Raw genomic sequence first — 20,538 nt, 5'->3', positions numbered from 1 at the left:
CACCTGATCCCATGCCGAACTCAGCAGTGAAACCGCTTAGCGCCGATGGTAGTGTGGGGTTTCCCCATGTGAGAGTAGGTCATCGTCAGGCACCTATTGAAGAAAAGCCCCGTGTTCGAAAGAGCACGGGGCTTTTTGCGTTTCGGGCGCCGTCGTCGGCATGTAGCGATGTCGTTACATGGTGTTGCAGCCGGTAGTGGAGCCGGCCGGGTGTCTGGACTAGGGTGGAGACGGATACTGCCTTGCAGGATCCTCGGATACCGAGTTCTCAGGAGGAGACGATGATGAAGACCGATATGCTCAAGAGGCTGGGCCTGGCGCTGTTGATCGCCATGCTCGCGGGTGGCCTGGTGGCCTGCCAGGACGACCCCGGCCCGGCGGAGGAAGCCGGCCAGGAGATCGATGAGGCCATGGAGGATGCCGGGGAGGGCGTCGAGGAGATGGGGGAGTCCATCCAGGACGCTGCCGAAGGCAACTGATGGCAGGCAAGGCATGATATGCAGAAGGCCGGGCATTCGCCCGGCCTTCTGTGTGTCTGGATACCCGGCGGGAGCCTGCCCGCCGAGTCGTTCAGCCGTTCTGCTCGATGCCCCGTACGTACCAGGGAGCATCGTCACGCAGTTCGCGGACCAGGTGCCAGGTCTCGTTGAACTCGTTGTGCTCGTCGTTCTCGTCGAGGATGCCGTGGAAGATCACCGTGGCCTCGGCCTGCTGCCCCAGTTCCTGGACCATGCCCAGCTCGGCGAAGAGCCGCACCACCTCGGTGCGGTTGTTGGCCGGATGCCGGGCACGTTCCTCGCGCAGCAGGTTGTAGAGCTCGGGGGTGACATACTCCTGGATGCCGGCGAAGTCGTTGTTGTCCCAGGCGCGCTGCAGGGTCATGAAGTGCTCCTTGGCACCGCCCAGGAAGCGCTCCCGGTCGAACCATTCCGGCTCGCCGGTGAAGGCGCCGCCGACGCCCATGGGCGGGGTATCGGCCTGGAAGGCCTGGGGCTGGGGGCGCGCCATGGCATCGCCGCTGCCCGCGCCGGCCATGGCGGGACGACGGCGGGCCAGCAGGCGGAAGAGCAGGAAGCCGATGGCGGCCACGATCAGGATGTCCATCAGGCGCAGCTCGTCGAAGGCGCCGCCGAAGAACAGCGCCGCCAGCAGGCCGCCGGCGAGCAGGCCGCCCAGCATGCCGGGCATGCGCGAACCGGCCGCCGCCCCCTGCTGCTGGCCCTGCCGGGCAGGCGCGGCCTGGTTGGGTGCTGCTGCGGGGCGATCCGCCGAGCGAGAAAAGCTGCCGACATTGCCGCCGCCACCCAGGCGGCGGGCCTCGGCGAGTTCCAGGGCGGGGCCGAGCGTGAAGAGCCCGACGACCAGCATGGCGAGAAGGTGACGCATCAGGGGTGCCTCCAGGGTCTGGGTGACTTCCGGTTGGATGGGGAAGGGGTCGAGTCGGTTCATTCTACCGGCTATGCTGGGGGCTCACGACAACAACCGTAGCGACATGGAGTCTGCCGATGCGCCTGACACGTGAAGAGAGCCTGATGTTGATCGTCGACCTCCAGGCGGGGCTGCTGCCGGTGATCGAGCACGGCGACCAGGCGGTCACCGAGGCGGCCTGGCTGGGGGGGCTGGCCGAGTCGATCGAGGTGCCGGTGTGGGTCACCGAGCAGTATCCGGAGGGGCTGGGCGGCAGCGAGCCGCGGCTGCTGGAAGCGCTGCCGGGGCATCGACGCTGGCAGAAGCTCACCTTCGACGCCTGCGGCAACCCGGCGTTCGTGGCGGCCCTGGCGGAGAGCGGCCGGCGCCAGGTGGTGCTGTGTGGCACCGAGGCGCATATCTGTGTCATGCAGACGGGGCTCGGGCTGCTGGCGGCGGGCTACGAGGTCTACTGGCTGACCGAGGCCTGTGCCAGCCGCCGGGCCGGCGAGGCACGACTGGCCCGGGAGCGCATGGTCCAGGCTGGCGCCGTGGCGGTGAGCGCCGACATGGTGGCCTACGAGTGGCTGCACCGCTGCGACGACGAGCGCTTCAAGCAGGCCCACCGCCGCTTCCTCAAGGGCCGCTCGGCGCGGCCGCTGGTGTTTGTCTAGGGAGCGTCAGGCGGCGCCTTCCGGGCGGGTGAAGACCAGGGTGTCGCCCTCGCTCATGGCCGCGTTGTAGGTGTAGCCGGCGACGTTGAAGCCCTTGAGGCCTTCCGGGTCGTCCAGGCGCTCGCGGATCATCCAGGCGGCCATCAGCCCCCGCGCCTTCTTGGCATAGAAGCTGATGATCTTGAGCTTGCCGTTCTTCTCGTCCTTGAACACCGGGGTGATCACCCGTGCCTCCAGCGCCTTCGCATCGATCGCCTTGAAGTACTCGTTGGAGGCCAGGTTGACGAGCACGCGACTGCCGCTGGCGGCTACCGCGCGATCGAGCTCGGCGGTCAGGGTCTCCCGCCAGAAGGCATAGAGGTCGCGGCCGGCGGGGTTTTCCAGCCGGGTGCCCATCTCCAGGCGGTAGGGTTGGATCAGGTCCAGGGGGCGCAGCAGGCCGTAGAGGCCCGACAGGATCCGCAGGTGCTCCTGGGCGAAGGCGTTGTCCTCGTCGCTGAAGCTTCCGGCCTCGAGCCCGACGTAGACGTCACCCTGGAAGGCCTGGGCGGCGGGTTTGGCATTCTCCGGGGTGAAGGGGGGCTGCCATTCGGCGAAGCGCGCGGCGTTGAGGCCGGCCAGCTTGTCGCTGATGCCCATGAGGTCGCTGAGCCGCTGGGGCGAGTAGTCCCGCAGGATCTCGATCAGCGCGCGGCTGCGGTCGAGATGGTCGGGCTGGGAGTGCATGGCCGTGGTGGCCGGCGTCTCGAAGTCCAGCGTCTTGGCGGGGGAGATCACGCTCAGCATGGGGCGCTCCTGATCCTGGTGAGAGTGCCACGAGTATACCAAGCGAGCCGCCGGCGGTGGGCTATCGCGGTGATAGCCCACCGGCCCACGAGGGCGTCAGGGGCAGGGGTTGGGCAGTCGGGCGTGGACCGCCTCGATGGCCTCGAGGACGCCCTGGTCGAGCTTGAGGGATTCGCTGGCCAGGTTGTCCTCCAGCTGGTCCATGGTGGTGGCGCCGATGATGTTGCTGGTCAGGAAGCTGCGCGAGTTGACGAAGGCCAGCGCCATCTGGGCCGGATCCAGGCCGGCGTCGCGGGCGATCTGCACGTAGTCGCGGGTTGCCTGCTCGGCCAGCGGTGAGGTGTAGCGCTGGAAGCGCTCAAAGAGGGTCAGCCGGGCCCCCGCCGGGCGCGCCCCGTCCAGGTACTTGCCGGAGAGCACGCCGAAGCCCAGCGGCGAGTAGGCCAGCAGGCCGACGGCCTCGCGGTGAGCGATCTCGGCCAGTCCCACCTCGAAGCTGCGGTTCAGCAGGTTGTAGGGGTTCTGCACGGAGGCCACGCGGGGCAGGCCCAGGGTCTCGGCCAGGTGCAGGGCGCGCATCACCCCCCAGGGCGTGTCGTTGGAGAGGCCGATGGCGCGCACCTTGCCGGCATCCACCAGTTCCCTGAGTGCCGACAGCGTCTCCTCCAGCGGGGTGGCGTCCTCCTCCTCGTCATGCACATAGCCGAGTCGACCGAAGAAGTTGGTCTTCCGGTCGGGCCAGTGCAGCTGGTAGAGGTCCACGTAGTCGGTCTGCAGCCGGGCAAGGCTGTCGTCGAGGGCACGGTGCAGGTGGTCGCGGGTGAGGCGCGGGCCGCCGCGGATGTGCTCGAGGCCTGGGCCGGCCGCCTTGGTGGCGAGTATCACGTCGTCCCGGGCGCCGCGGCGCTTCAGCCAGCTGCCGATATAGGCCTCGGTCCGGCCCTGGGTCTCGGCCCGGGGGGGGACAGGGTACATCTCGGCGGTATCGATGAAGTTGATGCCGAAGGCCACCGCGCGGTCGAGCTGTTCGTGGGCCTCGGCCTCGCTGTTCTGCTCGCCGAAGGTCATGGTGCCCAGGCAGAGTCGGCTGACCTCGATGCCGGTGTTCCCAAGCGGTCGCGTCTGCATCCGTCTTTCCCCTTGCAAGGATCTCGTGATCTGGAAACGGCATGGTAGCGGCAGCTCGACCAAGGCAGCAAATGACAGGGGTTGAGTCACCGCAAGGGCGGGCGTATGCTGGCCGCCCGTTTGCCCCGGGAGCGCTCTCGGGGCCAGTCGATCAGGCAGTCAGGAGACGCCGAGCACAGGGTGGTGCGCGCCGTCATCTTCTCGCTTTTCACAGGATCCGGTTGTTGGCCATGTCGCAGGCATCATCACTGTTCACCCGGCTCGAGTATCGTCTGGCGGAACAGCTGTTCCATACCCGCTGGCTTCCGCGTTCGCCGCGCACCCAGCGGCTGACCATGCACCTCTTCCAGCGCTGTGCCGATGCCGGCCATCCGGCGGCGCTCTCGCTGTACGGGCACATGCTCTTTCATCGCGGCATGAGCCCCCAGGACAAGGCGCGCGGCGCCCGCTACGTGCTCGAGGCGGCCCATGCAGGCGATGCCCGTGCCCAGTACCAGGCCGGACAGATCCACGAGCACGGCTGTGCCCTCTATCCGCGCCGCGATGACCACGCCGTGACCTGGTATGCCCGGGCCGGCGAGGCCGGTCACCCCCTGGCCGCCGCCCGCCTCGCGCGCGCCTATCGCGAAGGCCAGCTGGGCCTGCCGGTGGACGCCGAGCGCGCCGGCCACTGGCAGCACCTCGCCGACCGCGCTGCCGGCCTGGGGGATGCGCTGGACAGCGGCGAAGCCGAGACGCGACACTAGGACCTCGACCGGCCGGGCACCCCCGGCCAACCGTGTCGATCCGCCCCGAGCCTCGAGGACCCGCCCCACCGTGACGCTACCGACACTGCTCGATATCGAGGCGTCCGGGTTCGGGCGCGGCAGCTACCCCATCGAGGTCGGCCTGGCCCGTCCCGACGGCAGCAGCTGTGCCTTCCTGATCCATCCCCTAGACGAGTGGACCCACTGGGATCCCAAGGCGGAGCTGCTGCACGGCATCTCCCGTGCGCGACTGCATCGCGAGGGCCATCCCGTGCGTCAGGTGGCTCGCTGGCTCAACGACGAGCTGGGGGAGATCGGCATCGCCTACAGCGACAGCTGGGGCTACGACAATACCTGGCTGTCGCTGCTCTTCCACCATGCCGGCATGCTGCCCGCCTTCCGCCTGGAGGCCCTGCGCAAGCTGCTCAGCGAGGGGCAGCTGGCGCTGTGGAAGTCCACCAAGGAGGCGCTGATCGAGGAGCTGGGCATCCATCGGCACCGTGCGGGCGAGGATGCCCGCCTGCTGCAGCTCACCTACCAGCGGACCCGCGAGCTGGCCGGCGACGCCTGACCCCCGCGACCCCTGCCGGACGCTCCCCCGGCCTCAGCCGATCTCGGCGAGGCGTCCCTCCAGGATATCCAGCAGTTCGGCCGGCTCCGTGGCGTCGAACAGCTCGGCGCGGGTGCGGGCGTTGAGGAAACCGTGCTCGACCGTGCTGTCCAGGAAGGCCAGCAGCGGCGCATAGAAGCCGGCCGTATCGAGCACGCCGATGGGCTTGTCGTGCAGGCCCAGGTAGTGCCAGGTCCAGGCCTCGAAGAACTCCTCGAGGGTGCCGATGCCGCCGGGCAGCACGATGAAGGCGTCGGCGTGGGCGGCCATGCTGGCCTTGCGCTCGTGCATGTTGCGCACGCGTATCAGCTCGCTGAGCCCGTGGTGGGCCTGCTCGCGCTCCACCAGGTGGTCGGGCATCACGCCGACCACTTCGCCACCCTCGACCATGGCCGCGTCCGCCAGGGCACCCATCAGGCCGATGCGGGCCCCGCCATAGACCAGGGTGTGGCCGCGCCAGGCCAGTTCGCGGCCGAGCCGGCGCGCGGCCTCGAGGAATTGCGGGTCACGGCCGTCCCGTGAGCCCAGATAGACGCAGAATCTCGACATGCTCTTCTCCTTGGCGGGGGCGCTTTCGCCTCCTGGCAGGGCCTATGCTGGCGCCGCGGGGCCAACGCCGCAAGCCCGTCCCATGCCCGGAACGACGAAGGGCGCCGAATGGCGCCCTTCGCGGTCGGGTGTGTCGCGGCTCAGCGCATGCCCTCCGCATCACGCTTCATGGCCTGGCTCAGCAGCTTGAGGCCGACGCCGGTGATCACGAACATGCTGGCGATCAGGACGAGGCTGGCAACGACATGGGTATCGACGTACATCAGGGGCTCCTTGTTGGGGCTTGGGGTCAGGGAAAAGGGTGCAGGCTCAGGGGAGGCAGGCCGCCACGTCGTATTCGGCGTCCATCCACTGGCCGATGACGTTGTGGCCACACAGGTGATGGGCGTACTGGGTATGCAGGCAGCGCACCTGGTCCCAGTTCGCGATGCCGCCGATGCCGCGCTCCCGGAGCACGCCATCATAGCCGAGCCGGATTACCTCAGCCTTTTGTGCATCGCTCATGAAGCGCCAGCGCGCCTCGACGTAGTCGCGATGGCTGGCGTGGTAGGCGGCGAGGAACTCGGGGTCCTCCTGCAGGCGCGCCTCGAGCCGCTTGATCACCCCGGCGGCCTCGATGTGGGAGATCTCCACCTTGAGCCGCTCCGAACTGAGCCAGTAGAGGGTCGGGAAGGGCTTGCCATCGACGATGGGCGCCATGCGCAGCACCAGCGGGGTGCCCTCGCCGTCGGTGGCCGCCACGGTCTCGATGCCGCGCGGCGCGCGTCCCAGCTGCTCGGCGATGATTGCCAGCTGGCGCTCGTCAGGGGTCTGATCGGTGCGGATCACCATCGTCGGGGTCCCGTAGAAACTTGTTGGACTGGCCGACGGCCAGGAAGAAGGCGCGGTTGAGCTGCTCGGGGGTGGGCGCGTAGCGCCACTCCCGCTCGCAGTACTCGCCGGCCCGGGCCATCAGCACGTCATAGAGGCGATTGAACGGCGCATCATAATCGTAGGGGTCGGCGCCGAACAAGCGGATGTGCGGGTAGTCCGCGAAGCGCTCCACGAAGTAGCGGATCAGGTCCGCCTCCACCGCGCGGTGGCGGGCGACATTGTCGGGGTCCAGCCAGAGGTCGTAGCGGATGGCCATGACCACCTCCTGTCAGTCATCGGTTGCCGGCCGGGCCGGCCATGTCGTTGGGACAGCGGGCGGAGCCGTTCGGCTCGCTCGGTCAGGCCCGGGCGATCGAGGCCAGGCGGGCCCCGGTGAGGTGCAGCAGGTCACCGGGCGCGAGCCGGATCTCCAGGCCGCGGCGCCCGCCGCTGACATGGATCGCCGGCAGGGCCTCGGCGCTGGCGTCGAGGAAGGCGGGCAGGCGGCGCTTCTGGCCCAGCGGGCTGATGCCGCCGACCACGTAGCCGGTAGCGCGCTCGGCCTCCTCGGCCTCGGCCATCCGGGCCTTGCGGGCCCCGGCGGCGCGGGCCAGGGCCTTGAGGTCGAGCTGGCCCGAGACCGGCACGATGGCCACCGCCAGGCGGCCGTCGTCGAGCCGGGCGATCAGCGTCTTGAAGACCTCGTCGGGCGAGAGTCCCAGGGCGCTGGCGGCCTCCTCGCCATAGGCCGGGCTGCGCGAATCGTGGGCATACTCGGCCAGGGTGAAGTCGACCCCGGCCTTCTCGAGCGCTCTGACGGCAGGGGTCATGCGTCGGCCGGCTCCTTCTGCAGGTGGGCCTCCAGCGCCTCGCGAAGCTCGCCCTCGATGGGGATGGCCCGCTTGGCCTCATGGTCGAAGTGCACCATCACGGTGTGGCCGAGGTTGGTGAGCTTGCCGGCCTGGCGAGCCTCCTGGCTGACCGTGAAGGAGCTGTTGCCCAGGCGCGAGACGTAGGTGCGGATCTCGATCTCCTGGCCATACTGGAGCTCGGCGCGGTAGTCGACCTCCATGCGGGCCATGATCAGGCGCCACTTGCGCGGGTCCAGGTCGGGGGTGAACAGGCGGAACAGGTCGTTGCGGGCCAGCTCGAACCAGGCGGGCAGCCGGGTGTTGTTGACGTGGCCCAGGGCATCGGTGTCGTAGAAGGCGGGTTCGACTTTGCGAACGAACATCGGCGGGTTCCTTGTGGTTGTCGTGTCAGGGATACAGCCTTGCCCCGAGCAAGCGCTTGGTCAAGCCCCGGCTAGGCGGCGACGGCGTTGCGTGTCCTGCGCCAGGCCTGCAGGCGGGTCCAGGCCAGCAGCCAGACGGTGGCCACCGCGAAGCCGGCCAGGGTGCCCAGGGCCAGCCCGAGGCGGTCGTAGGTGAGCGAGACACACAGCGCATACCAGAGCAGGGCGCCGAGCCCGGCGGGATAGTGCTTGATTACCGTGGCCACCGGTCCCGGGCCGTGGGCCAGGTGCAGGATCACCAGCATGGGGTACATGCTGATCGGGAAGGCCGACATCACGCCGGCCCAGGCCGCCGGGAGCACGTGGGCCAGGCCGGTGATGGCGAAGATGATCGCCGCCGCCAGCAGCGCCCGCAGCATCAGGGCCGGCCAGGTGACCGTGCCCCGCGCCGTTACCCGCACGTCGGGCACGCGCCGGTAGAGGCGCAGGAAGGCGGCGATGGCCACCAGGGTGGTCAGGGTGCCGGTGACCCGGGTGAACTCGACCTGGGTCAGCGCCAGGCCGGTGGCCAGGAAGGCCGCCAGCCCCCCGGCGGTGCCGGCGAGCACGCCGCGGAAGCCCTCGCGGCGCCCGCACAGCAGGTAGCCGCCGCCCATCGCCAGGGTGGCGGTGAAGCCGGCGAGGGTATGCACGGCGCTCTCGGCGGCGAAGGCGGGGGAGAGCTCGAGGCCGATGAAGAACAGGGCGATAGCGGTGCCCAGGGGGTAGCCGGCGAGCAGGCCGGCGATACGCGGGCTGACGCGCACGGCGATGGCGCCGAGGCCCAGCACCATGCCGATCGACACGGCGAGCTTGGCCAGCTGCCAGCTCAGGGGAACTTCCATCTCGTTTTCCTTATCCTGTCAGGGAGGCATCCAGATCCCCGGAGAGTGCATGGCCGGCCACGAGCTGTCACCGCCGCCGCGACCCGATACCTGTGAACTGTGCGGGCGTGCGGCTCCGCTGACCCGGCACCACCTGATTCCGCGCTCGCTGCACGGCAAGGCGCGCTACCGGCGGCGCTTCGACCGGGTCGAGCGGCTGACCGCCATCCTCTGGCTCTGTCACCCCTGCCACCGGCATATCCACGCGGTGCTCGGCGAACGGGAGCTGGCCGACCATTATCGCAGCCGCGAGGCGCTGATGGGGCACCCCGAGATTCGCACCTTCGTCGAATGGCTGGCCACCAAACCCGCCGGCTTCAAGCCCAAGCGGCCGCCGCGGCGGCGCTGAGGTCGTCGGGAGCTAGATCAGCCGCAGCCCCTGGCGGTCCATCCAGGCCGCCTTGAGGGGCCCCGCCAGGAGCGTACGCAGATGCTCGGGGAGGGCCGCCTCGGCACTGGCGTGGTCGGGAAAGTCGCGGTTGCGCAGCCAGCAGTAGGCCCAGGCGCAGGCCTCGTCCTCGCCCTGCGGCAACGGCCGTGCCGGCATCTGCACCAGCAGGAAGGTGGCGGTGCGGGCCGCCCACAGCGGGATGGCGTCGCCGGCCTCGGGCTCGCTCCAGGCGGCCAGGGTCGCGGCATCGGGAGTGGCCTCCGGCTGGCCGAGCTTTGCCACCCGGGCCGTCTCGGCCAGGATCAGCGCCAGGCGCGCCTCGTCGCCCTGGCCGAGTCGCCGCCACTGGCCGATCAGGGCGGGCAGCCCGCGGCGTACCTTGGCATAGAAGCCGTCTTGGGGCATGGTCTGGTTCATCTGATGGTTGTCCCGTTTCGCTGTGCTGATGAGGGAGGGCGCATGGAGTTCGATTTTGCCACGCCGGTGGAGCGCCGCCACCCGGCCGGGGGGGAGTGGCCCTCCCAGAAGTGGCATCGCCACGGCGAGGAGGTCCTGCCGCTGTGGGTCGCCGACATGGACTTCCTCTCGCCGCCGGCGGTGATCGAGGCCCTGCACGCCCGGGTCGAGCACGGCGTCTTCGGCTACGGCCTGGTACCCGATTCGCTGCGCCAGACCCTCTGCGCGTGGAGCGCCGAGCATTACGGCTGGGCCATCGAGCCGGCCTGGCAGCACTGGCTGCCAGGGGTGGTGCCGGCCCTGCACCTGGCCAGTCTGGCACTCACCGAGCCGGGAGACGGGGTGCTGACGGTCACGCCCATCTATCCGCCCTTCCTCCGGGTGGCCGAGCGCACCGGCCGGCTGCCCCAGCAGGCGGCGATGCGCGAACCCGAGGCCCCCGGCGAACCCTGGCGGCTCGACCTGGAGGCCCTGGAGGCGGCGATCACGCCCCGCACGCGGCTGCTGCTCTGGTGCCAGCCCCACAATCCCACCGGGCGGGTGTGGACCCGCGACGAGCTGGCCGGCCTGGCCGAGCTGGCGGTGCGCCACGACCTGCGGGTGGTCTCCGACGAGCTGCACTGCGACCTGCTGCTGGACGCCGGGGCGCGGCACGTGCCGCTGGCGGCGGCCTTTCCCGAGCTGGCCGAGCGTACCCTGACCCTCTGGGCGCCGTCGAAGACCTTCAACCTGGCCGGCCTGACCACCGCCTGCGCGGTGATCCCCGATGCGGGGCTCCGGCGCCGCTTCACCGCGGTGGCCAGGGGGTTGCAGCCGGATGGCAACGTGCTGGGGCTGGTGGCGGCCGAGGCAGCCTACGGCCGCGGCGAGCCGTGGCGGCAGGTGCTGCTCGAGGTGCTGCGTGGCCACCGCCGCACACTGGTCGAGCGGGTGGCGCGCTGGCCAGGGGTCGCCATGAGCCCTCCCGAGTCCACCTACCTCGCCTGGCTCGACCTGCGCCGGGCGACGACCCTGGCGGGCGGCGATTCGCCCTGCAAGGCGCTGCTCGAGCGGGCGGGGGTGGCGCTCTCCGACGGTGCCGACTTCGGTCGGCCGGGCTTCGCGCGGCTCAACTTCGGCACCACGGCCACCCAGCTGGACGCGGCGCTGGCCCGGCTGGATCGCGTGCTGGCGGTCTGAACGGCGCAAGGGCCGCCGGCGGGCGGCCCTTTCCGACGTGCCGGCGGATGCCCCGGGCGATCCCGCCGCTGACCGCTCAGTAGAGCAGGGCGAACAGCTTGCGACGGTAGGCGACGGTCAGCGGATGGTCGGCCCCCAGGGCGTCGAAGACCCGCAGCAGGGTCCTGCGGGCGGCATCGTCACCCCAGGCGCGGTCCTGCTTCATCAGGGCCAGCAGGTCCTCCAGGCCCGCCTCGTAGTCGCCGTCGGCGACCCGGCGGAGGGCGCGCTGGTAGCGGGCCTCGCTGTCGTCCCGGCCCTCCAGGGCGGCGATGGCCTCGGCGGAGGGGGCCTCCTCGCCGAACTCGATGCTGGCGCGCACGCCGCGGGCCGGGGCGGCGTCACGCTCCTCCGGCGGCAGGTTGTCGAGCAGGGCGCGGGCATCCTCCCCCTGGCCCAGGGCAACCAGGCTGCGGGCCAGCTCCACCTGGTAGGGATAGTGCTGGGGGTGCTGCTGCACCAGCTGTTCATAGAGGGCGCGGGCGGTAGCGGCATCGCCGGCCGCCAGCGCCTCGGCGGCCTGCTCCTCGGGGCTGGCCGGGGCATCCTCCGGGGCCGGGAAGTAGCGGCCGAGCCATTCGCGGATCTGCTTCTCGGGCAGGGCGCCCTGGAAGTGGTCGACCAGCCCGCCCTGGCTCACCAGCTTAACGTCGGGCACCGAGCGGACCCCCAGCTGGGCGGCGATCTCCTGGTTCTCGTCGATGTTGAGCTTGGCGAGGATGAAGGCCCCGCGATACTCCCGGGCCAGCTTCTCGAGCACCGGCATCAGGTTCTTGCAGGGTTCGCACCAGGGGGCCCAGCAGTCGAGCAGCACCGGCACCTGCATGGAGAGCTCGAGCACCTGCTGGATGTTGCCCTGGTCGACGTCGATGATCACCTCGGCCTCCTGGCCGGCGGGCGCCGTGGCGGTCGAATCGCCGGCAGGAGGATCGGTGGCGAGCGGCTCGCCGGTACGCGGGTCGACGATGGACATGGTGTGGGGTCCCGGGTCAGAGTGAATTCCCTCACAAGATGCGGGTGGTCAGGCGGCGATTCAAGGGGAGACGCACCGGTGATGAGACGAATCCTGCGGCTGCTGGCCGGGATGGTCGTGACCCTGGCCCTGCTGCTGGCCGGGCCGCTGTGGATGCTGGCCACCGAGGCCGAGGGGGAGGGGCGGCACTGGGCCTCAGCCAGCCGCGAGCCGGCGGGGCTGGCGCCTGCGCCGGGGGTGGCGCCCGGCGCGGTGGTGCAGCTCTACGCCGCGCGCACCTGGGGCTGGCGGGGTGCCTTCGGGGTGCATACCTGGATCGCCACCCGGGAGGCGGGCGCCGAGGCCTGGCGGATGCACCACGTGCTCAGCTGGCGTCGTCCCGCCCTGGTGTCCGAGGCGACGCGGGTGCCGGATCGCGCCTGGTACGGCAACCCGCCGGCCCTGCTGGCCGATTACCGGGGCGAGGCGGCAGAGCGGCTGATTCCCCGGATCGAGGCCGCGGTGGCCGCCTATCCGGCCCCGGCGGCCTATCGGGCCTGGCCCGGCCCCAACAGCAACACCTTCACCGCCTGGGTGGTGCGCGAGGTCGAGGGGCTCGAGGCGGTGCTGCCGGTCACCGCGGTGGGCAAGGACTACCTGTTCGAGGGCCTGCTGGCCGCGGCGCCTGGCGGGCGGGGCCTGACGGCATCGGCCGGCGGCGTGCTGGGCCTGACGCTGGGCCGGGACGAGGGCATCGAGGTCAACCTGCTGGGGCTGTCGCTGGGCCTCGACCTGCGCCGCCCGGCGCTCAAGCTGCCCGGCGTCGGCCGGCTGGGCATGGCACCCACCATCAAGGGGGAAGGGGGCGGCAGCGGGGACCGCTGAATCTGAAATCGTAGGCATGAAAAAGGCCAGAACTGGTGGGTTCTGGCCTTTCTCTTAAATTTGGTAGCGGGGACCGGATTTGAACCGATGACCTTCGGGTTATGAGCCCGACGAGCTACCAGACTGCTCCACCCCGCATCAACGTGAGGAGTATTCTACAGGGATTACCCCTTTAGTCAAGGGTGCAGGTTCAAACGCTCGTCCCGCCTGCACTCTGTGGTCCATACTGCGCGAAGTTGTCATCTGGTTGGCAACTTCATCGAGAATAATTCCGGTGCCGGCCCGACCCGGCCGGCCCGCTCAGCGTCATGACTATAGGGAGGTAACAATGGCCAACAACGCAACCGTTGCTTGGGTAACCGGTGGAACCGGCGGTATCGGCAGCGCGATCTGTCGCGCCCTGGCCGACGAGGGCTACCAGGTGGTGGCCGGCTACCACAACCCGGAGAAGGCCAAGACCTGGCTGGAGGCCCAGAAGTCGGATGGCTACACCAACATCGATATCGCCGGGGTGGACCTGGTGGACTTCGATGCCTGCGTCAATGGGGTCAAGGAGATCGAGGAGAAGCACGGCCCGGTCGGTGTGCTGGTCAACTGCGCCGGCATCACCCGCGACGGCACCATGAAGAAGATGACCCCGGAGCAGTGGCACGAGGTCATCGACACCAACCTCAACAGCGTCTTCAACACCTGCCGCAGCGTGCTCGACTCCATGCTCGAGCAGCAGTACGGCCGCATCATCAACATCTCCTCGATCAACGGTCGCAAGGGCCAGTTCGGCCAGGTCAACTACTCGGCCGCCAAGGCCGGCATGCATGGCCTGACCATGGCGCTGGCCCAGGAGACGGCCACCAAGGGCATCACCGTGAACACCGTGTCGCCGGGCTACATCGCCACCGACATGATCATGAAGATCCCCGAGAAGGTGCGCGAGTCGATCCGCGAGACCATCCCGGTCAAGCGCTACGGCAAGCCCGAGGAGATCGGTCGCCTGGTGGCCTACCTGGCCCACCAGGAGTCCGGCTTCATCACCGGCGCCAACATCGACATCAACGGCGGGCAGTTCATGGGCTGATCGCCCTCCCTGTCATGACGTCCCCGCGGCCGAGGCGGTCGCGGGGCGTGGCAAGCGAAAGCGCGAGGCAATCCCTCGCGCTTTCGCGTTCTCGGCAGACCGGCAGACCGGCAGGGGTCAGGGAGGCGGGAGCCGGGTCAGGTGCTCGAGCAGGCGATCGAGTTCACCCACCTCGTGGGCCCACAGCTCGGGGGAGACGGGGCCGGTGGCCAGCAGCTCGCGCAGCACGCCGCGGACCTCCTCGGCCCGCGAGAGCTCGCGGCCGAGGTTCTCGTTGAGGCGCTCGACCTGGATCGCCAGCCGCAGCGGGTCGTCCCGGTGGCTGACGCGCCCCACCGCCAGCAGCGAGAGGTGCACCCGGACCCTGGCCAGCCGCTCGGCCACCTCCGAGGGGCTGGAGGGCTCGAGACGTGCCGCGTTGCGCCGCGCATGGGCGCCGCGCATGTCCTCGGCGAGGGACAGGCCTTCCGGCAGCCCGACGTCGCGGCTGGCCTCGCCGGCCAGGCTGTCGGCGTCGGCCGCCAGGTGCTCGGCCAGCAGCGGCTGGACCGCGCGCCAGCCCTCCACCTCGTCGATCACCGCCAGGCGCTCGAGGCGTTCGCGTCGGGCGCGCACGATGCCCGACCAGCGCCGGCGCATGCCCTCGGTGCGCCGCCCCGTGGGCAGTGGCTCGAGGGCGGCGGCGTCACGGATCGCCGCGTCGAGCACGGCCTGGTCGTCGCTGCTGGCGGGGTGCCAGGCGTCGAGGCGATCGATCAGGGCCTGCATCGCCTCCAGGCGCTCCCGGGCCCGCTGGGCGCGGTCGTCGCGCTCCGCCTCCCGGGAAGCGAAGATCTGGTCGCACAGGCCGCGGAACTCGCGCCACAGCGCCTGCTCCTCGCCCTTGGGGGCCCGGCCCAGCTCGCGCCAGCGACGCTGCAGGGCCTTGGCCTGATCGGCGCGACGGGCGGCGGGCAGCGGCTGCTCGAGCAGGCCCCGCGCCTCGTCGATCAGCTCGCGCTTGGCGGTGGCGATGGCGTGGGCCCGCTGGTCGATCAGCGCCTGGAGCTCATGGCGGATGCGGCCGAAGCGCCGCCCGATGGCCTCTGCCTGGTCGCGGGGCACGGGAGAGGCGTGGCGCCACTGTTCGCGGGCCTTGTCGCGGATGTGGCGCAGGGCGTCCGGGTCGGCCTCCTCGGCGGGCTGGGCCAGCAGGGTCTCGAGCTGCTCGCAGAGCGTCTCGCGGGTGGCCAGGTTGCGCTGGCGCTCCTCGTCAAGCCGCGTCCGCCAGGGGGCGAGACGGTCATGGATGCGGTCCGAGGCGGCACGGAAGCGGGCGGACTGCTCGCGGTTGGCCGCGGCGTCGCCCAGCGACTTCCACTCCTTGACCAGCTGGCGATGGCGGCGATCGAGGGCGCCGTCGCTGGCCCCCGCCTCGTCGGCCAGGGCCTCGATGGCCTGGCAGAGCTGGTCGCGCTTGGGGCCGGCGACGAAGCCGCGCCAGTCGCGCAGCTCGGCCAGCCGGGCGCCCAGCCGCTTGAGGCGCGCCTCGTGGGGCTGCAGCTGCCGGTCGGGAAGCCGTTCGGCGGCCTGGCGCAGCCGCTGGTGCAGTCGACTGGCCCCCTTGAAGGCGCCGCTCTCCAGCAGGCGCTCGAACTGGTCGAGCTCGTCGACGAAGCGTGCCAGCCGCGCCTCGAGGTCGTCCCCGTTCGTTGCCTCGCTCTCCCGCGCCAGGTGCGTTCGAGCCCGCTGCAGCAGCGGCGAGGGGGCCAGGCCCTCGGGCCAGCCGACGGCCTCCACCAGGGCCTGTAGGCGCTCGTCGTCGCCATCGTGCAGCGCGCGCTCGATCTCGCCGGCGCGCTCCTCCAGCCTGACCCAGGCCTGGCTGAGGCGGTCGAAGCCTCGCCGCGCCTTGTCGTAGCGCTTGCGCAGGGCCTCGTCGGGAAGGTGCTGGTCGGAAAGCGCCTGCCAGCGGTTGTCGAGCAGCTGCTTCTGGGCGCGCAGGCTGGCGATGTCCTGGTCGGTGATGCCGTCGCTGCGGGTCAGCGCGTCAAGGCTCTCCTCGAGGGCTTCCACCAGGGCCTCGCGGGTCTGGTCGGCATCCTCGCGACGCTGGTGGGCCGCCTCCCGGGAGCGCTGGTGGGCCTCGTGGTCGCCGATCACCTTGCGGCAGCGCAGGCAGGCATCCTGGTAGCGGCGCTCCTGGCCGGCATCGGGCAGGTCCTCCAGGCTGCTCCATTCGCGCATCAGGTGGCGGAAGCGACCGGCATAGAGCGGCTCCCAGGGGGCGCTGGCATGGCGCTCCAGGTCCGCGAGCAGCGCCTCGCGGCGCTCGCGCGCGGCGGCCAGCGAGGCGGCGTCGGCGCGGATGCGGTTGAGGCGCTCCCGGGCCTGGCGCATCACCTGGCGGTCGCGGCGGGCGGACTGGGCCAGCCGGGCCAGCCCGGCCTCGCTCTGCACGCGTGCCGCGGCGGCATGGCGTACCGCGGCGATGCCGTTGTCGCAGGCCTGGCGGATCAGGGCCTCCTCGTCGTCGAGCCTCTCCAGGGCGGCCAGGCGCAGCTGCTGGTTGTCGCCCTGCAGGGCGATCTCGGCCAGCAGGTCAGGGGAGGCCAGCCGCTCGACCAGGGCGATGCGCGCGCCCAGCTCCAGGCTGCCCTGGCGGCCGCTCAGCAGCTCGACGAGCCGACGGGAAAGCTCGGCGGAGGCCGGCGCGGCGTCCAGCAGCGCCATCAGGCGGGCGGGGTCGTCGAGCCGTGCCAGGGCGGCGGAACGCACCTCGGCATCGTCGTCCAGGGCCAGGCGCTCCAGGGCCTGGCGATGCTCCTCCCGTGCGGGGTCGAGGCGGGGAATCGCCTGGCGGCGCACGGCCGGGTCGGGGTGCTGCCAGCGGGGGGCGAAGAGGCGGCGAAGGAGTCCTGACATGGGTGATCCTGAGAGGGGCGCATCACGCACCGGGACGCGCAGGCCTGTTGTTGTAGATGTCGATGAAGGTGACCGAGGGGCGTTGGAATATCTAAGCACGCGCCGCCGCTGGGGAAAAGTCCGTCTCCCCGGCAGGGTGTGGCCGATGGGAGACACTGACAAGCCCCCGCGGCTGGGCTTATGATCAGTTGCAGGGGGCGTGTCACTCGCTTAGCTTTGAGTCGATACCCCGACCAACACTGACGTGGAGTTCGGCAATGAGCCTCAAAGTGGACAGGGACAGCATGGCCTTCACCTTCAAGGGGGGATGCTGCCGATGACGGTCATGGAGCTGACCAGCGCCGACCCCGAGCGGATTCGCGACCAGCTCGCCGGCAAGCTCAGCCAGTCCCCGGCCTTCTTCCAGCATACCCCGGTGGTGCTCAGCGTCGAGAAGCTCGATGAGCCCCACCTCGCCCTGGAGCGCATCTGCGCGGTGTGTCGCGCGCACAAGCTGCTGCCGGTGGCCGTGCGCGGCGGGCCCGAGCCGGTCAAGCAGTCGGCCTGGGCCCTGGGGCTCGGCTGGTTTCCGCCCCAGGAGGCCGCCAGGCCGCGCCCCCTGGAGAGCGTGGCCCCCGGCGAGGCCGAGTCGGCGGCGGACGCCGCGGCCGAGATCGAGGCGCCGCCCGGCGTCTCCAGCGGCGGACGCATCTACCGTGGCACGGTGCGCTCGGGGCAGCAGGTGACCTCGCCGGAGGGTGACCTGGTGGTGGTCGGGTCGGTCAACGCCGGGGCCGAGGTGCTGGCCGCCGGCAGCGTGCACGTCTACGGCGCCCTGCGCGGGCGTGCCCTGGCCGGCATCCACGGCGATCCCCTGGCGGGGATCTTCTGCCGTGAACTGCATGCCGAGCTGCTCTCGGTGGCCGGCAACTACAAGCGCCTCGAGGACATCGACCCCTGCCTGCTGGGCACCACCGTCCAGGTGCGCCTCGAGGGCGACCAGCTCGGCATCACGCCGCTGGCCTGACCCCGGGCAGGGTCGCCATCGTCAACACCCCATTACCACCTACCGACTGACAGGAAGCGTAACTTGGCCAAGATCATCGTTGTGACCTCCGGCAAAGGGGGCGTCGGCAAGACAACCAGCGCGGCAGCCATTGCCACCGGCCTGGCGCTGCGAGGCAACAAGACCGTGGTCATCGACTTCGACGTGGGGCTGCGCAACCTCGACCTGATCATGGGGTGCGAGCGCCGCGTGGTCTACGACCTGGTCAACGTCATCCAGGGGGAGGCCGGGCTCAGCCAGGCGCTGATCCGCGACAAGCGGGTCGACAACCTGCATATCCTCCCGGCGTCCCAGACCCGCGACAAGGACGCCCTGAGCCAGGAGGGGGTCGAGAAGGTCCTGGAGACGCTGGGCAAGGATTTCGACTACATCCTCTGCGACTCCCCCGCGGGCATCGAGCGCGGCGCGCAGCTGGCCATGTACTTCGCCGACGAGGCGATCGTGGTCACCAACCCCGAGGTCTCCTCGGTGCGTGACTCCGACCGCATCCTCGGCCTGCTGGCCTCCAAGACCCGGCGCGCCGAGCGTGGCGAGGAGCCGATCAAGGAGCACCTGCTGATCACCCGCTACAATCCGGGTCGGGTCGACAGCGGCGACATGCTCAACCTCGACGACATCCGCGAGATCCTCGCCATCGACCTGATCGGGCTGATCCCGGAGTCCGAGGCGGTGCTGCGTGCCTCCAACCAGGGGGTGCCCGTGACCCACGACGCCGACAGCGATGCCGGCCAGGCCTACACGGACACCGTGGCCCGACTGCTCGGCGAAGACGTGCCCCTGCGTTTCCACGAGTACCAGAAGAAGAGCCTGCTGAGCCGCATGTTCGGAGGAGGTCGCCGGTGAAACTGCTCGAATTCCTGAAGCGAGAGCGCAAGAAGTCCGCGTCGGTCGCCAAGGAGCGGCTGCAGATCATCGTGGCCCACCAGCGCAGCCAGCGCGGGCAGCCTGACTACATGCCGCTGCTGGAAAAGGAGCTGCTGGAGGTGATCCGGCGCTATGTCCAGGTGGACGACGATGCCATCAACATCAGCCTGGACAGCGAGGACAACTGTTCGGTGCTGGAGCTCAACGTCACCCTGCCGCGGGGCTGATCGCCCCCGGCTGAGGGGTGCGCGGTGCTGTGCTAGGCTGTGGCCTCCATGCCTGATTCGCCGGAGAGACCTTGCCCATGGCGCCGCCCGACGCCCCGCTGACCTTCCTGTGGCACGACTACGAGACCTTCGGTGCCGATCCGCGCCGCGATCGCCCCTCGCAGTTCGCCGCGATCCGCACCGATGCCGACTTCAACGAGGTCGGCGAGCCGGTGGAGTGGTTCTGCAAGCCGGCCGATGACTACCTGCCCCACCCCCAGGCCTGCCTGATCACCGGGATCACGCCCCAGCAGGCCCGCCGTCGCGGGCTGCCCGAGGCGGAGTTCGCCGGGCGCATCCAGGCGCTGATGAGCGAACCCGGCACCTGTGCGCTGGGCTACAACACGCTGCGCTTCGACGACGAGGTGAGTCGCCACCTCTTCTACCGCAACCTGATCGACCCCTATGCCCGGGAGTGGCAGAACGGCAATTCCCGCTGGGACCTGATCGACGTGGTTCGCGCCTTCCATGCCCTGCGGCCCACCGGCATGGAATGGCCGACCCGCGATGACGGCGCGCCGAGCTTCCGGCTCGAGGACCTCACCGCCGCCAACGGCATCGCCCACGAGGGGGCCCACGATGCCCTGGCCGACGTGCGGGCGACCATTGCCCTGGCGCGCCGGCTCCGGGAGTGCAATGCCAAGCTCTTCGACTACCTGCTGAAACTGCGCGGCAAGCGGGCGGTGGCCCGCCTGCTCGACGTGCCGGGGCGCAAGCCGGTGCTGCACATCTCGCGGCGCTATCCGGCGAGCCGCGGCTGCAGTGCCCTGGTGGTGCCGCTGGCCGAGCATCCCACCAACCCCAACGGGGTGATCGTCTACGACCTGTCGGTGGACCCGGCGCCGCTGTTCGACCTGACGGCGGAGCAGATCCGCCGGCGCGTCTTCGTCAGCAACGACGACCTGGCCGAGGGCACCGAGCGCATCCCGCTCAAGGTGATCCATGTCAACAAGTGCCCGGTGCTCTTCCCCGCCAGCGCCCTCAAGGACGTGGAGGGGCCGCAGCAGGGCGAGTATGGCGAGATCGTCGCGCGCCTGGGCCTGGACGTGGACGCCTGCCGGGCCCACTGGAAGCAGCTCAATGCCCGCCCCGAGGTGGCCGGCCGGGTGGCCGAGGTGTTCGCCGAGCCGCCGCCCGAGGGGCCCGGGGACCCGGACCTGATGCTCTACTCCGGGGGGTTCTTCTCGCCGGCCGACCGCCAGCAGATGCAGCGGGTCCGTGACACCGACCCCTGGGACCTGGTCGGGGCGCGCTTCGCCTTCCAGGACCCGCGCCTGGAGGAGATGCTGTTCCGCTATCGCGCGCGCAGCTACCCCGAGACCCTGGAGGGCGAGGAGCTGGCGCAGTGGGAGGCCTACCGCTGGGCGCGGATGAACGACGCGGCGGTGGCCGGCCTGACCCTCAAGGGCTTCGCCCGCGAGATCGAACGCCTCAACCAGGTGGCGCTCAGCGACCGTGACCGCCAGGTCCTCGAGGAGCTGGTGATGCATGTGGAGGCGATCATGCCACCCCAGGCCTTCGACTGAACGAATTTCCTGCTGCGCTCGATATCCTGGCCGCCGGCGGTGCTCAC

Annotated in this window: 24 protein-coding genes, 1 tRNA gene, 1 rRNA gene and 1 pseudogene; 13 read left to right on the top strand and 14 right to left on the bottom strand. The window is 70.4% G+C overall.

Going from position 1 to position 20,538, the window contains the following annotated elements; translation table 11 throughout:
- Positions 1-91 (top strand): 5S ribosomal RNA (rrf, locus tag BDK63_RS14565); the annotation flags it as partial.
- A 190-nt stretch (positions 92-281) separates the two neighbouring features.
- On the top strand, positions 282-479 hold the full coding sequence (locus tag BDK63_RS14560; RefSeq protein WP_343065328.1) for a hypothetical protein: 198 nt from the start codon (positions 282-284) through the stop codon (positions 477-479).
- A 91-nt stretch (positions 480-570) separates the two neighbouring features.
- On the opposite strand, the gene BDK63_RS14555 is transcribed toward BDK63_RS14560, so the two are convergent.
- Complete coding sequence (locus BDK63_RS14555; protein WP_183333224.1) at positions 571-1,386, bottom strand: Tim44 domain-containing protein; 816 nt, start codon at positions 1,384-1,386, stop codon at positions 571-573.
- 119 nt (positions 1,387-1,505) lie between these two features.
- Between BDK63_RS14555 and BDK63_RS14550 the strand changes: the two genes are divergently transcribed.
- Positions 1,506-2,081 carry an isochorismatase family protein gene (locus tag BDK63_RS14550; RefSeq protein WP_183333208.1) on the top strand — a complete coding sequence of 192 codons (576 nt, stop codon included), beginning with the start codon at positions 1,506-1,508 and terminating at the stop codon, positions 2,079-2,081.
- Positions 2,082-2,087: 6 nt separating this feature from the next.
- Here BDK63_RS14550 and yaaA read toward each other — a convergent pair whose 3' ends face one another.
- Together yaaA and BDK63_RS14540 are read right to left on the bottom strand one after the other, a co-directional pair.
- The gene (gene yaaA / locus BDK63_RS14545) at positions 2,088-2,867 is read right to left on the bottom strand and encodes a peroxide stress protein YaaA (protein ID WP_183333206.1); all 780 of its coding nucleotides are present in this window, start codon (positions 2,865-2,867) and stop codon (positions 2,088-2,090) included.
- A 96-nt stretch (positions 2,868-2,963) separates the two neighbouring features.
- Positions 2,964-3,995 carry an NADP(H)-dependent aldo-keto reductase gene (locus BDK63_RS14540; protein WP_183333204.1) on the bottom strand — a complete coding sequence of 344 codons (1,032 nt, stop codon included), beginning with the start codon at positions 3,993-3,995 and terminating at the stop codon, positions 2,964-2,966.
- Between the two features lie 230 nt (positions 3,996-4,225).
- Here BDK63_RS14540 and BDK63_RS14535 point away from each other — a divergent pair, with 230 nt between their 5' ends.
- Together BDK63_RS14535 and BDK63_RS14530 are read left to right on the top strand one after the other, a co-directional pair.
- A complete protein-coding gene (locus BDK63_RS14535) occupies positions 4,226-4,741 on the top strand; it encodes a tetratricopeptide repeat protein (RefSeq protein WP_183333202.1) in 516 nt (171 codons plus the stop codon).
- A 70-nt stretch (positions 4,742-4,811) separates the two neighbouring features.
- Entirely contained in the window at positions 4,812-5,312 is a 501-nt protein-coding gene (locus BDK63_RS14530; RefSeq protein ID WP_183333200.1) for a hypothetical protein, read from the top strand.
- A 33-nt stretch (positions 5,313-5,345) separates the two neighbouring features.
- On the opposite strand, the gene BDK63_RS14525 is transcribed toward BDK63_RS14530, so the two are convergent.
- The 7 genes from BDK63_RS14525 to BDK63_RS14500 form a co-directional block, all read right to left on the bottom strand.
- Positions 5,346-5,900, bottom strand: a complete 555-nt coding sequence (locus tag BDK63_RS14525; RefSeq protein ID WP_183333198.1) for an LOG family protein — start codon at positions 5,898-5,900, stop codon at positions 5,346-5,348.
- Positions 5,901-6,040: 140 nt separating this feature from the next.
- Positions 6,041-6,163, bottom strand: coding sequence for a hypothetical protein (locus BDK63_RS18700; RefSeq protein WP_281379297.1), 123 nt, complete (start codon positions 6,161-6,163; stop codon positions 6,041-6,043).
- A 46-nt stretch (positions 6,164-6,209) separates the two neighbouring features.
- Positions 6,210-6,731 (bottom strand): DUF501 domain-containing protein, encoded by a 522-nt coding sequence (locus BDK63_RS14520; protein WP_183333196.1) that lies wholly within the window; start codon positions 6,729-6,731, stop codon positions 6,210-6,212.
- The gene (locus BDK63_RS14515; RefSeq protein ID WP_183333194.1) at positions 6,703-7,029 is read right to left on the bottom strand and encodes a hypothetical protein; all 327 of its coding nucleotides are present in this window, start codon (positions 7,027-7,029) and stop codon (positions 6,703-6,705) included. Before BDK63_RS14515 ends, BDK63_RS14520 begins: the two co-directional genes overlap by 29 nt.
- Positions 7,030-7,111: 82 nt before the next feature.
- A complete protein-coding gene (ybaK, locus tag BDK63_RS14510) occupies positions 7,112-7,582 on the bottom strand; it encodes a Cys-tRNA(Pro) deacylase (RefSeq protein WP_183333191.1) in 471 nt (156 codons plus the stop codon).
- Positions 7,579-7,986 carry an acyl-CoA thioesterase gene (locus BDK63_RS14505; RefSeq protein WP_183333189.1) on the bottom strand — a complete coding sequence of 136 codons (408 nt, stop codon included), beginning with the start codon at positions 7,984-7,986 and terminating at the stop codon, positions 7,579-7,581. The genes ybaK and BDK63_RS14505 overlap by 4 nt, the downstream gene beginning before the upstream one ends.
- Positions 7,987-8,057: 71 nt before the next feature.
- Positions 8,058-8,870, bottom strand: a complete 813-nt coding sequence (locus tag BDK63_RS14500) for a hypothetical protein (RefSeq protein ID WP_183333187.1) — start codon at positions 8,868-8,870, stop codon at positions 8,058-8,060.
- 49 nt (positions 8,871-8,919) lie between these two features.
- On the opposite strand from BDK63_RS14500, the gene BDK63_RS14495 reads away from it, so the two are divergent.
- On the top strand, positions 8,920-9,258 hold the full coding sequence (locus BDK63_RS14495) for a hypothetical protein (RefSeq protein WP_183333185.1): 339 nt from the start codon (positions 8,920-8,922) through the stop codon (positions 9,256-9,258).
- Positions 9,259-9,270: 12 nt separating this feature from the next.
- Here the strand turns inward: BDK63_RS14495 and BDK63_RS14490 are convergent, their stop codons facing one another.
- Positions 9,271-9,705, bottom strand: coding sequence for a hypothetical protein (locus BDK63_RS14490; RefSeq protein ID WP_183333222.1), 435 nt, complete (start codon positions 9,703-9,705; stop codon positions 9,271-9,273).
- A gap of 54 nt (positions 9,706-9,759) precedes the next feature.
- On the opposite strand from BDK63_RS14490, the gene BDK63_RS14485 reads away from it, so the two are divergent.
- Entirely contained in the window at positions 9,760-10,935 is a 1,176-nt protein-coding gene (locus BDK63_RS14485; RefSeq protein ID WP_183333183.1) for a MalY/PatB family protein, read from the top strand.
- Positions 10,936-11,011: 76 nt separating this feature from the next.
- Here the strand turns inward: BDK63_RS14485 and BDK63_RS14480 are convergent, their stop codons facing one another.
- Positions 11,012-11,947 (bottom strand): tetratricopeptide repeat protein, encoded by a 936-nt coding sequence (locus BDK63_RS14480; RefSeq protein WP_183333181.1) that lies wholly within the window; start codon positions 11,945-11,947, stop codon positions 11,012-11,014.
- An 81-nt stretch (positions 11,948-12,028) separates the two neighbouring features.
- On the opposite strand from BDK63_RS14480, the gene BDK63_RS14475 reads away from it, so the two are divergent.
- Positions 12,029-12,811 (top strand): DUF3750 domain-containing protein, encoded by a 783-nt coding sequence (locus tag BDK63_RS14475; RefSeq protein ID WP_183333179.1) that lies wholly within the window; start codon positions 12,029-12,031, stop codon positions 12,809-12,811.
- 61 nt (positions 12,812-12,872) lie between these two features.
- On the opposite strand, the gene BDK63_RS14470 is transcribed toward BDK63_RS14475, so the two are convergent.
- Positions 12,873-12,949: transfer RNA gene (locus tag BDK63_RS14470), tRNA-Met, on the bottom strand.
- Between the two features lie 190 nt (positions 12,950-13,139).
- Between BDK63_RS14470 and phbB the strand changes: the two genes are divergently transcribed.
- Positions 13,140-13,886, top strand: coding sequence for an acetoacetyl-CoA reductase (gene phbB, locus BDK63_RS14465; protein ID WP_183333177.1), 747 nt, complete (start codon positions 13,140-13,142; stop codon positions 13,884-13,886).
- Between the two features lie 117 nt (positions 13,887-14,003).
- Here phbB and BDK63_RS14460 read toward each other — a convergent pair whose 3' ends face one another.
- Complete coding sequence (locus tag BDK63_RS14460; protein WP_183333175.1) at positions 14,004-16,790, bottom strand: DUF349 domain-containing protein; 2,787 nt, start codon at positions 16,788-16,790, stop codon at positions 14,004-14,006.
- Positions 16,791-17,047: 257 nt separating this feature from the next.
- On the opposite strand from BDK63_RS14460, the pseudogene minC reads away from it, so the two are divergent.
- The 4 genes and pseudogenes from minC to sbcB all read left to right on the top strand — a co-directional run bounded on the left by minC (position 17,048) and on the right by sbcB (position 20,491).
- Positions 17,048-17,796, top strand: a pseudogene (gene minC / locus BDK63_RS14455) (septum site-determining protein MinC).
- 63 nt (positions 17,797-17,859) lie between these two features.
- A complete protein-coding gene (gene minD, locus BDK63_RS14450) occupies positions 17,860-18,678 on the top strand; it encodes a septum site-determining protein MinD (RefSeq protein WP_183333171.1) in 819 nt (272 codons plus the stop codon).
- A complete protein-coding gene (gene minE / locus BDK63_RS14445) occupies positions 18,675-18,926 on the top strand; it encodes a cell division topological specificity factor MinE (RefSeq protein ID WP_183333169.1) in 252 nt (83 codons plus the stop codon). Before minD ends, minE begins: the two co-directional genes overlap by 4 nt.
- A 77-nt stretch (positions 18,927-19,003) precedes the next feature.
- Entirely contained in the window at positions 19,004-20,491 is a 1,488-nt protein-coding gene (sbcB, locus tag BDK63_RS14440; protein WP_183333167.1) for an exodeoxyribonuclease I, read from the top strand.
- Positions 20,492-20,538 lie beyond the last annotated feature (47 nt).

This window comes from Halomonas campaniensis (genome assembly GCF_014193375.1).
Classification (GTDB): Bacteria; Pseudomonadota; Gammaproteobacteria; order Pseudomonadales; family Halomonadaceae; genus Halomonas; species Halomonas campaniensis.
This window is presented reverse-complemented; position numbering and strand designations above follow the sequence as displayed.

Excerpts from the sequence above, each read along its gene's own strand:
- BDK63_RS14550 (WP_183333208.1), top strand. The coding sequence starts at position 1,506 with ATGCGCCTGACACGTGAAGAGAGCCTGATGTTGATCGTCGACCTCCAG.
- BDK63_RS14560 (WP_343065328.1), top strand. The coding sequence starts at position 282 with ATGATGAAGACCGATATGCTCAAGAGGCTGGGCCTGGCGCTGTTGATC.
- sbcB (WP_183333167.1), top strand. The coding sequence starts at position 19,004 with ATGGCGCCGCCCGACGCCCCGCTGACCTTCCTGTGGCACGACTACGAG.
- BDK63_RS14515 (WP_183333194.1), bottom strand. The coding sequence starts at position 7,029 with ATGGCCATCCGCTACGACCTCTGGCTGGACCCCGACAATGTCGCCCGC.
- BDK63_RS18700 (WP_281379297.1), bottom strand. The coding sequence starts at position 6,163 with ATGTACGTCGATACCCATGTCGTTGCCAGCCTCGTCCTGATCGCCAGC.
- BDK63_RS14460 (WP_183333175.1), bottom strand. The coding sequence starts at position 16,790 with ATGTCAGGACTCCTTCGCCGCCTCTTCGCCCCCCGCTGGCAGCACCCC.
- BDK63_RS14475 (WP_183333179.1), top strand. The coding sequence starts at position 12,029 with ATGAGACGAATCCTGCGGCTGCTGGCCGGGATGGTCGTGACCCTGGCC.
- ybaK (WP_183333191.1), bottom strand. The coding sequence starts at position 7,582 with ATGACCCCTGCCGTCAGAGCGCTCGAGAAGGCCGGGGTCGACTTCACC.
- BDK63_RS14505 (WP_183333189.1), bottom strand. The coding sequence starts at position 7,986 with ATGTTCGTTCGCAAAGTCGAACCCGCCTTCTACGACACCGATGCCCTG.
- BDK63_RS14500 (WP_183333187.1), bottom strand. The coding sequence starts at position 8,870 with ATGGAAGTTCCCCTGAGCTGGCAGCTGGCCAAGCTCGCCGTGTCGATC.
- BDK63_RS14480 (WP_183333181.1), bottom strand. The coding sequence starts at position 11,947 with ATGTCCATCGTCGACCCGCGTACCGGCGAGCCGCTCGCCACCGATCCT.
- BDK63_RS14555 (WP_183333224.1), bottom strand. The coding sequence starts at position 1,386 with ATGCGTCACCTTCTCGCCATGCTGGTCGTCGGGCTCTTCACGCTCGGC.
- BDK63_RS14495 (WP_183333185.1), top strand. The coding sequence starts at position 8,920 with ATGGCCGGCCACGAGCTGTCACCGCCGCCGCGACCCGATACCTGTGAA.
- BDK63_RS14490 (WP_183333222.1), bottom strand. The coding sequence starts at position 9,705 with ATGCCCCAAGACGGCTTCTATGCCAAGGTACGCCGCGGGCTGCCCGCC.
- phbB (WP_183333177.1), top strand. The coding sequence starts at position 13,140 with ATGGCCAACAACGCAACCGTTGCTTGGGTAACCGGTGGAACCGGCGGT.
- BDK63_RS14520 (WP_183333196.1), bottom strand. The coding sequence starts at position 6,731 with ATGGTGATCCGCACCGATCAGACCCCTGACGAGCGCCAGCTGGCAATC.
- yaaA (WP_183333206.1), bottom strand. The coding sequence starts at position 2,867 with ATGCTGAGCGTGATCTCCCCCGCCAAGACGCTGGACTTCGAGACGCCG.
- BDK63_RS14540 (WP_183333204.1), bottom strand. The coding sequence starts at position 3,995 with ATGCAGACGCGACCGCTTGGGAACACCGGCATCGAGGTCAGCCGACTC.
- BDK63_RS14485 (WP_183333183.1), top strand. The coding sequence starts at position 9,760 with ATGGAGTTCGATTTTGCCACGCCGGTGGAGCGCCGCCACCCGGCCGGG.
- BDK63_RS14525 (WP_183333198.1), bottom strand. The coding sequence starts at position 5,900 with ATGTCGAGATTCTGCGTCTATCTGGGCTCACGGGACGGCCGTGACCCG.
- BDK63_RS14535 (WP_183333202.1), top strand. The coding sequence starts at position 4,226 with ATGTCGCAGGCATCATCACTGTTCACCCGGCTCGAGTATCGTCTGGCG.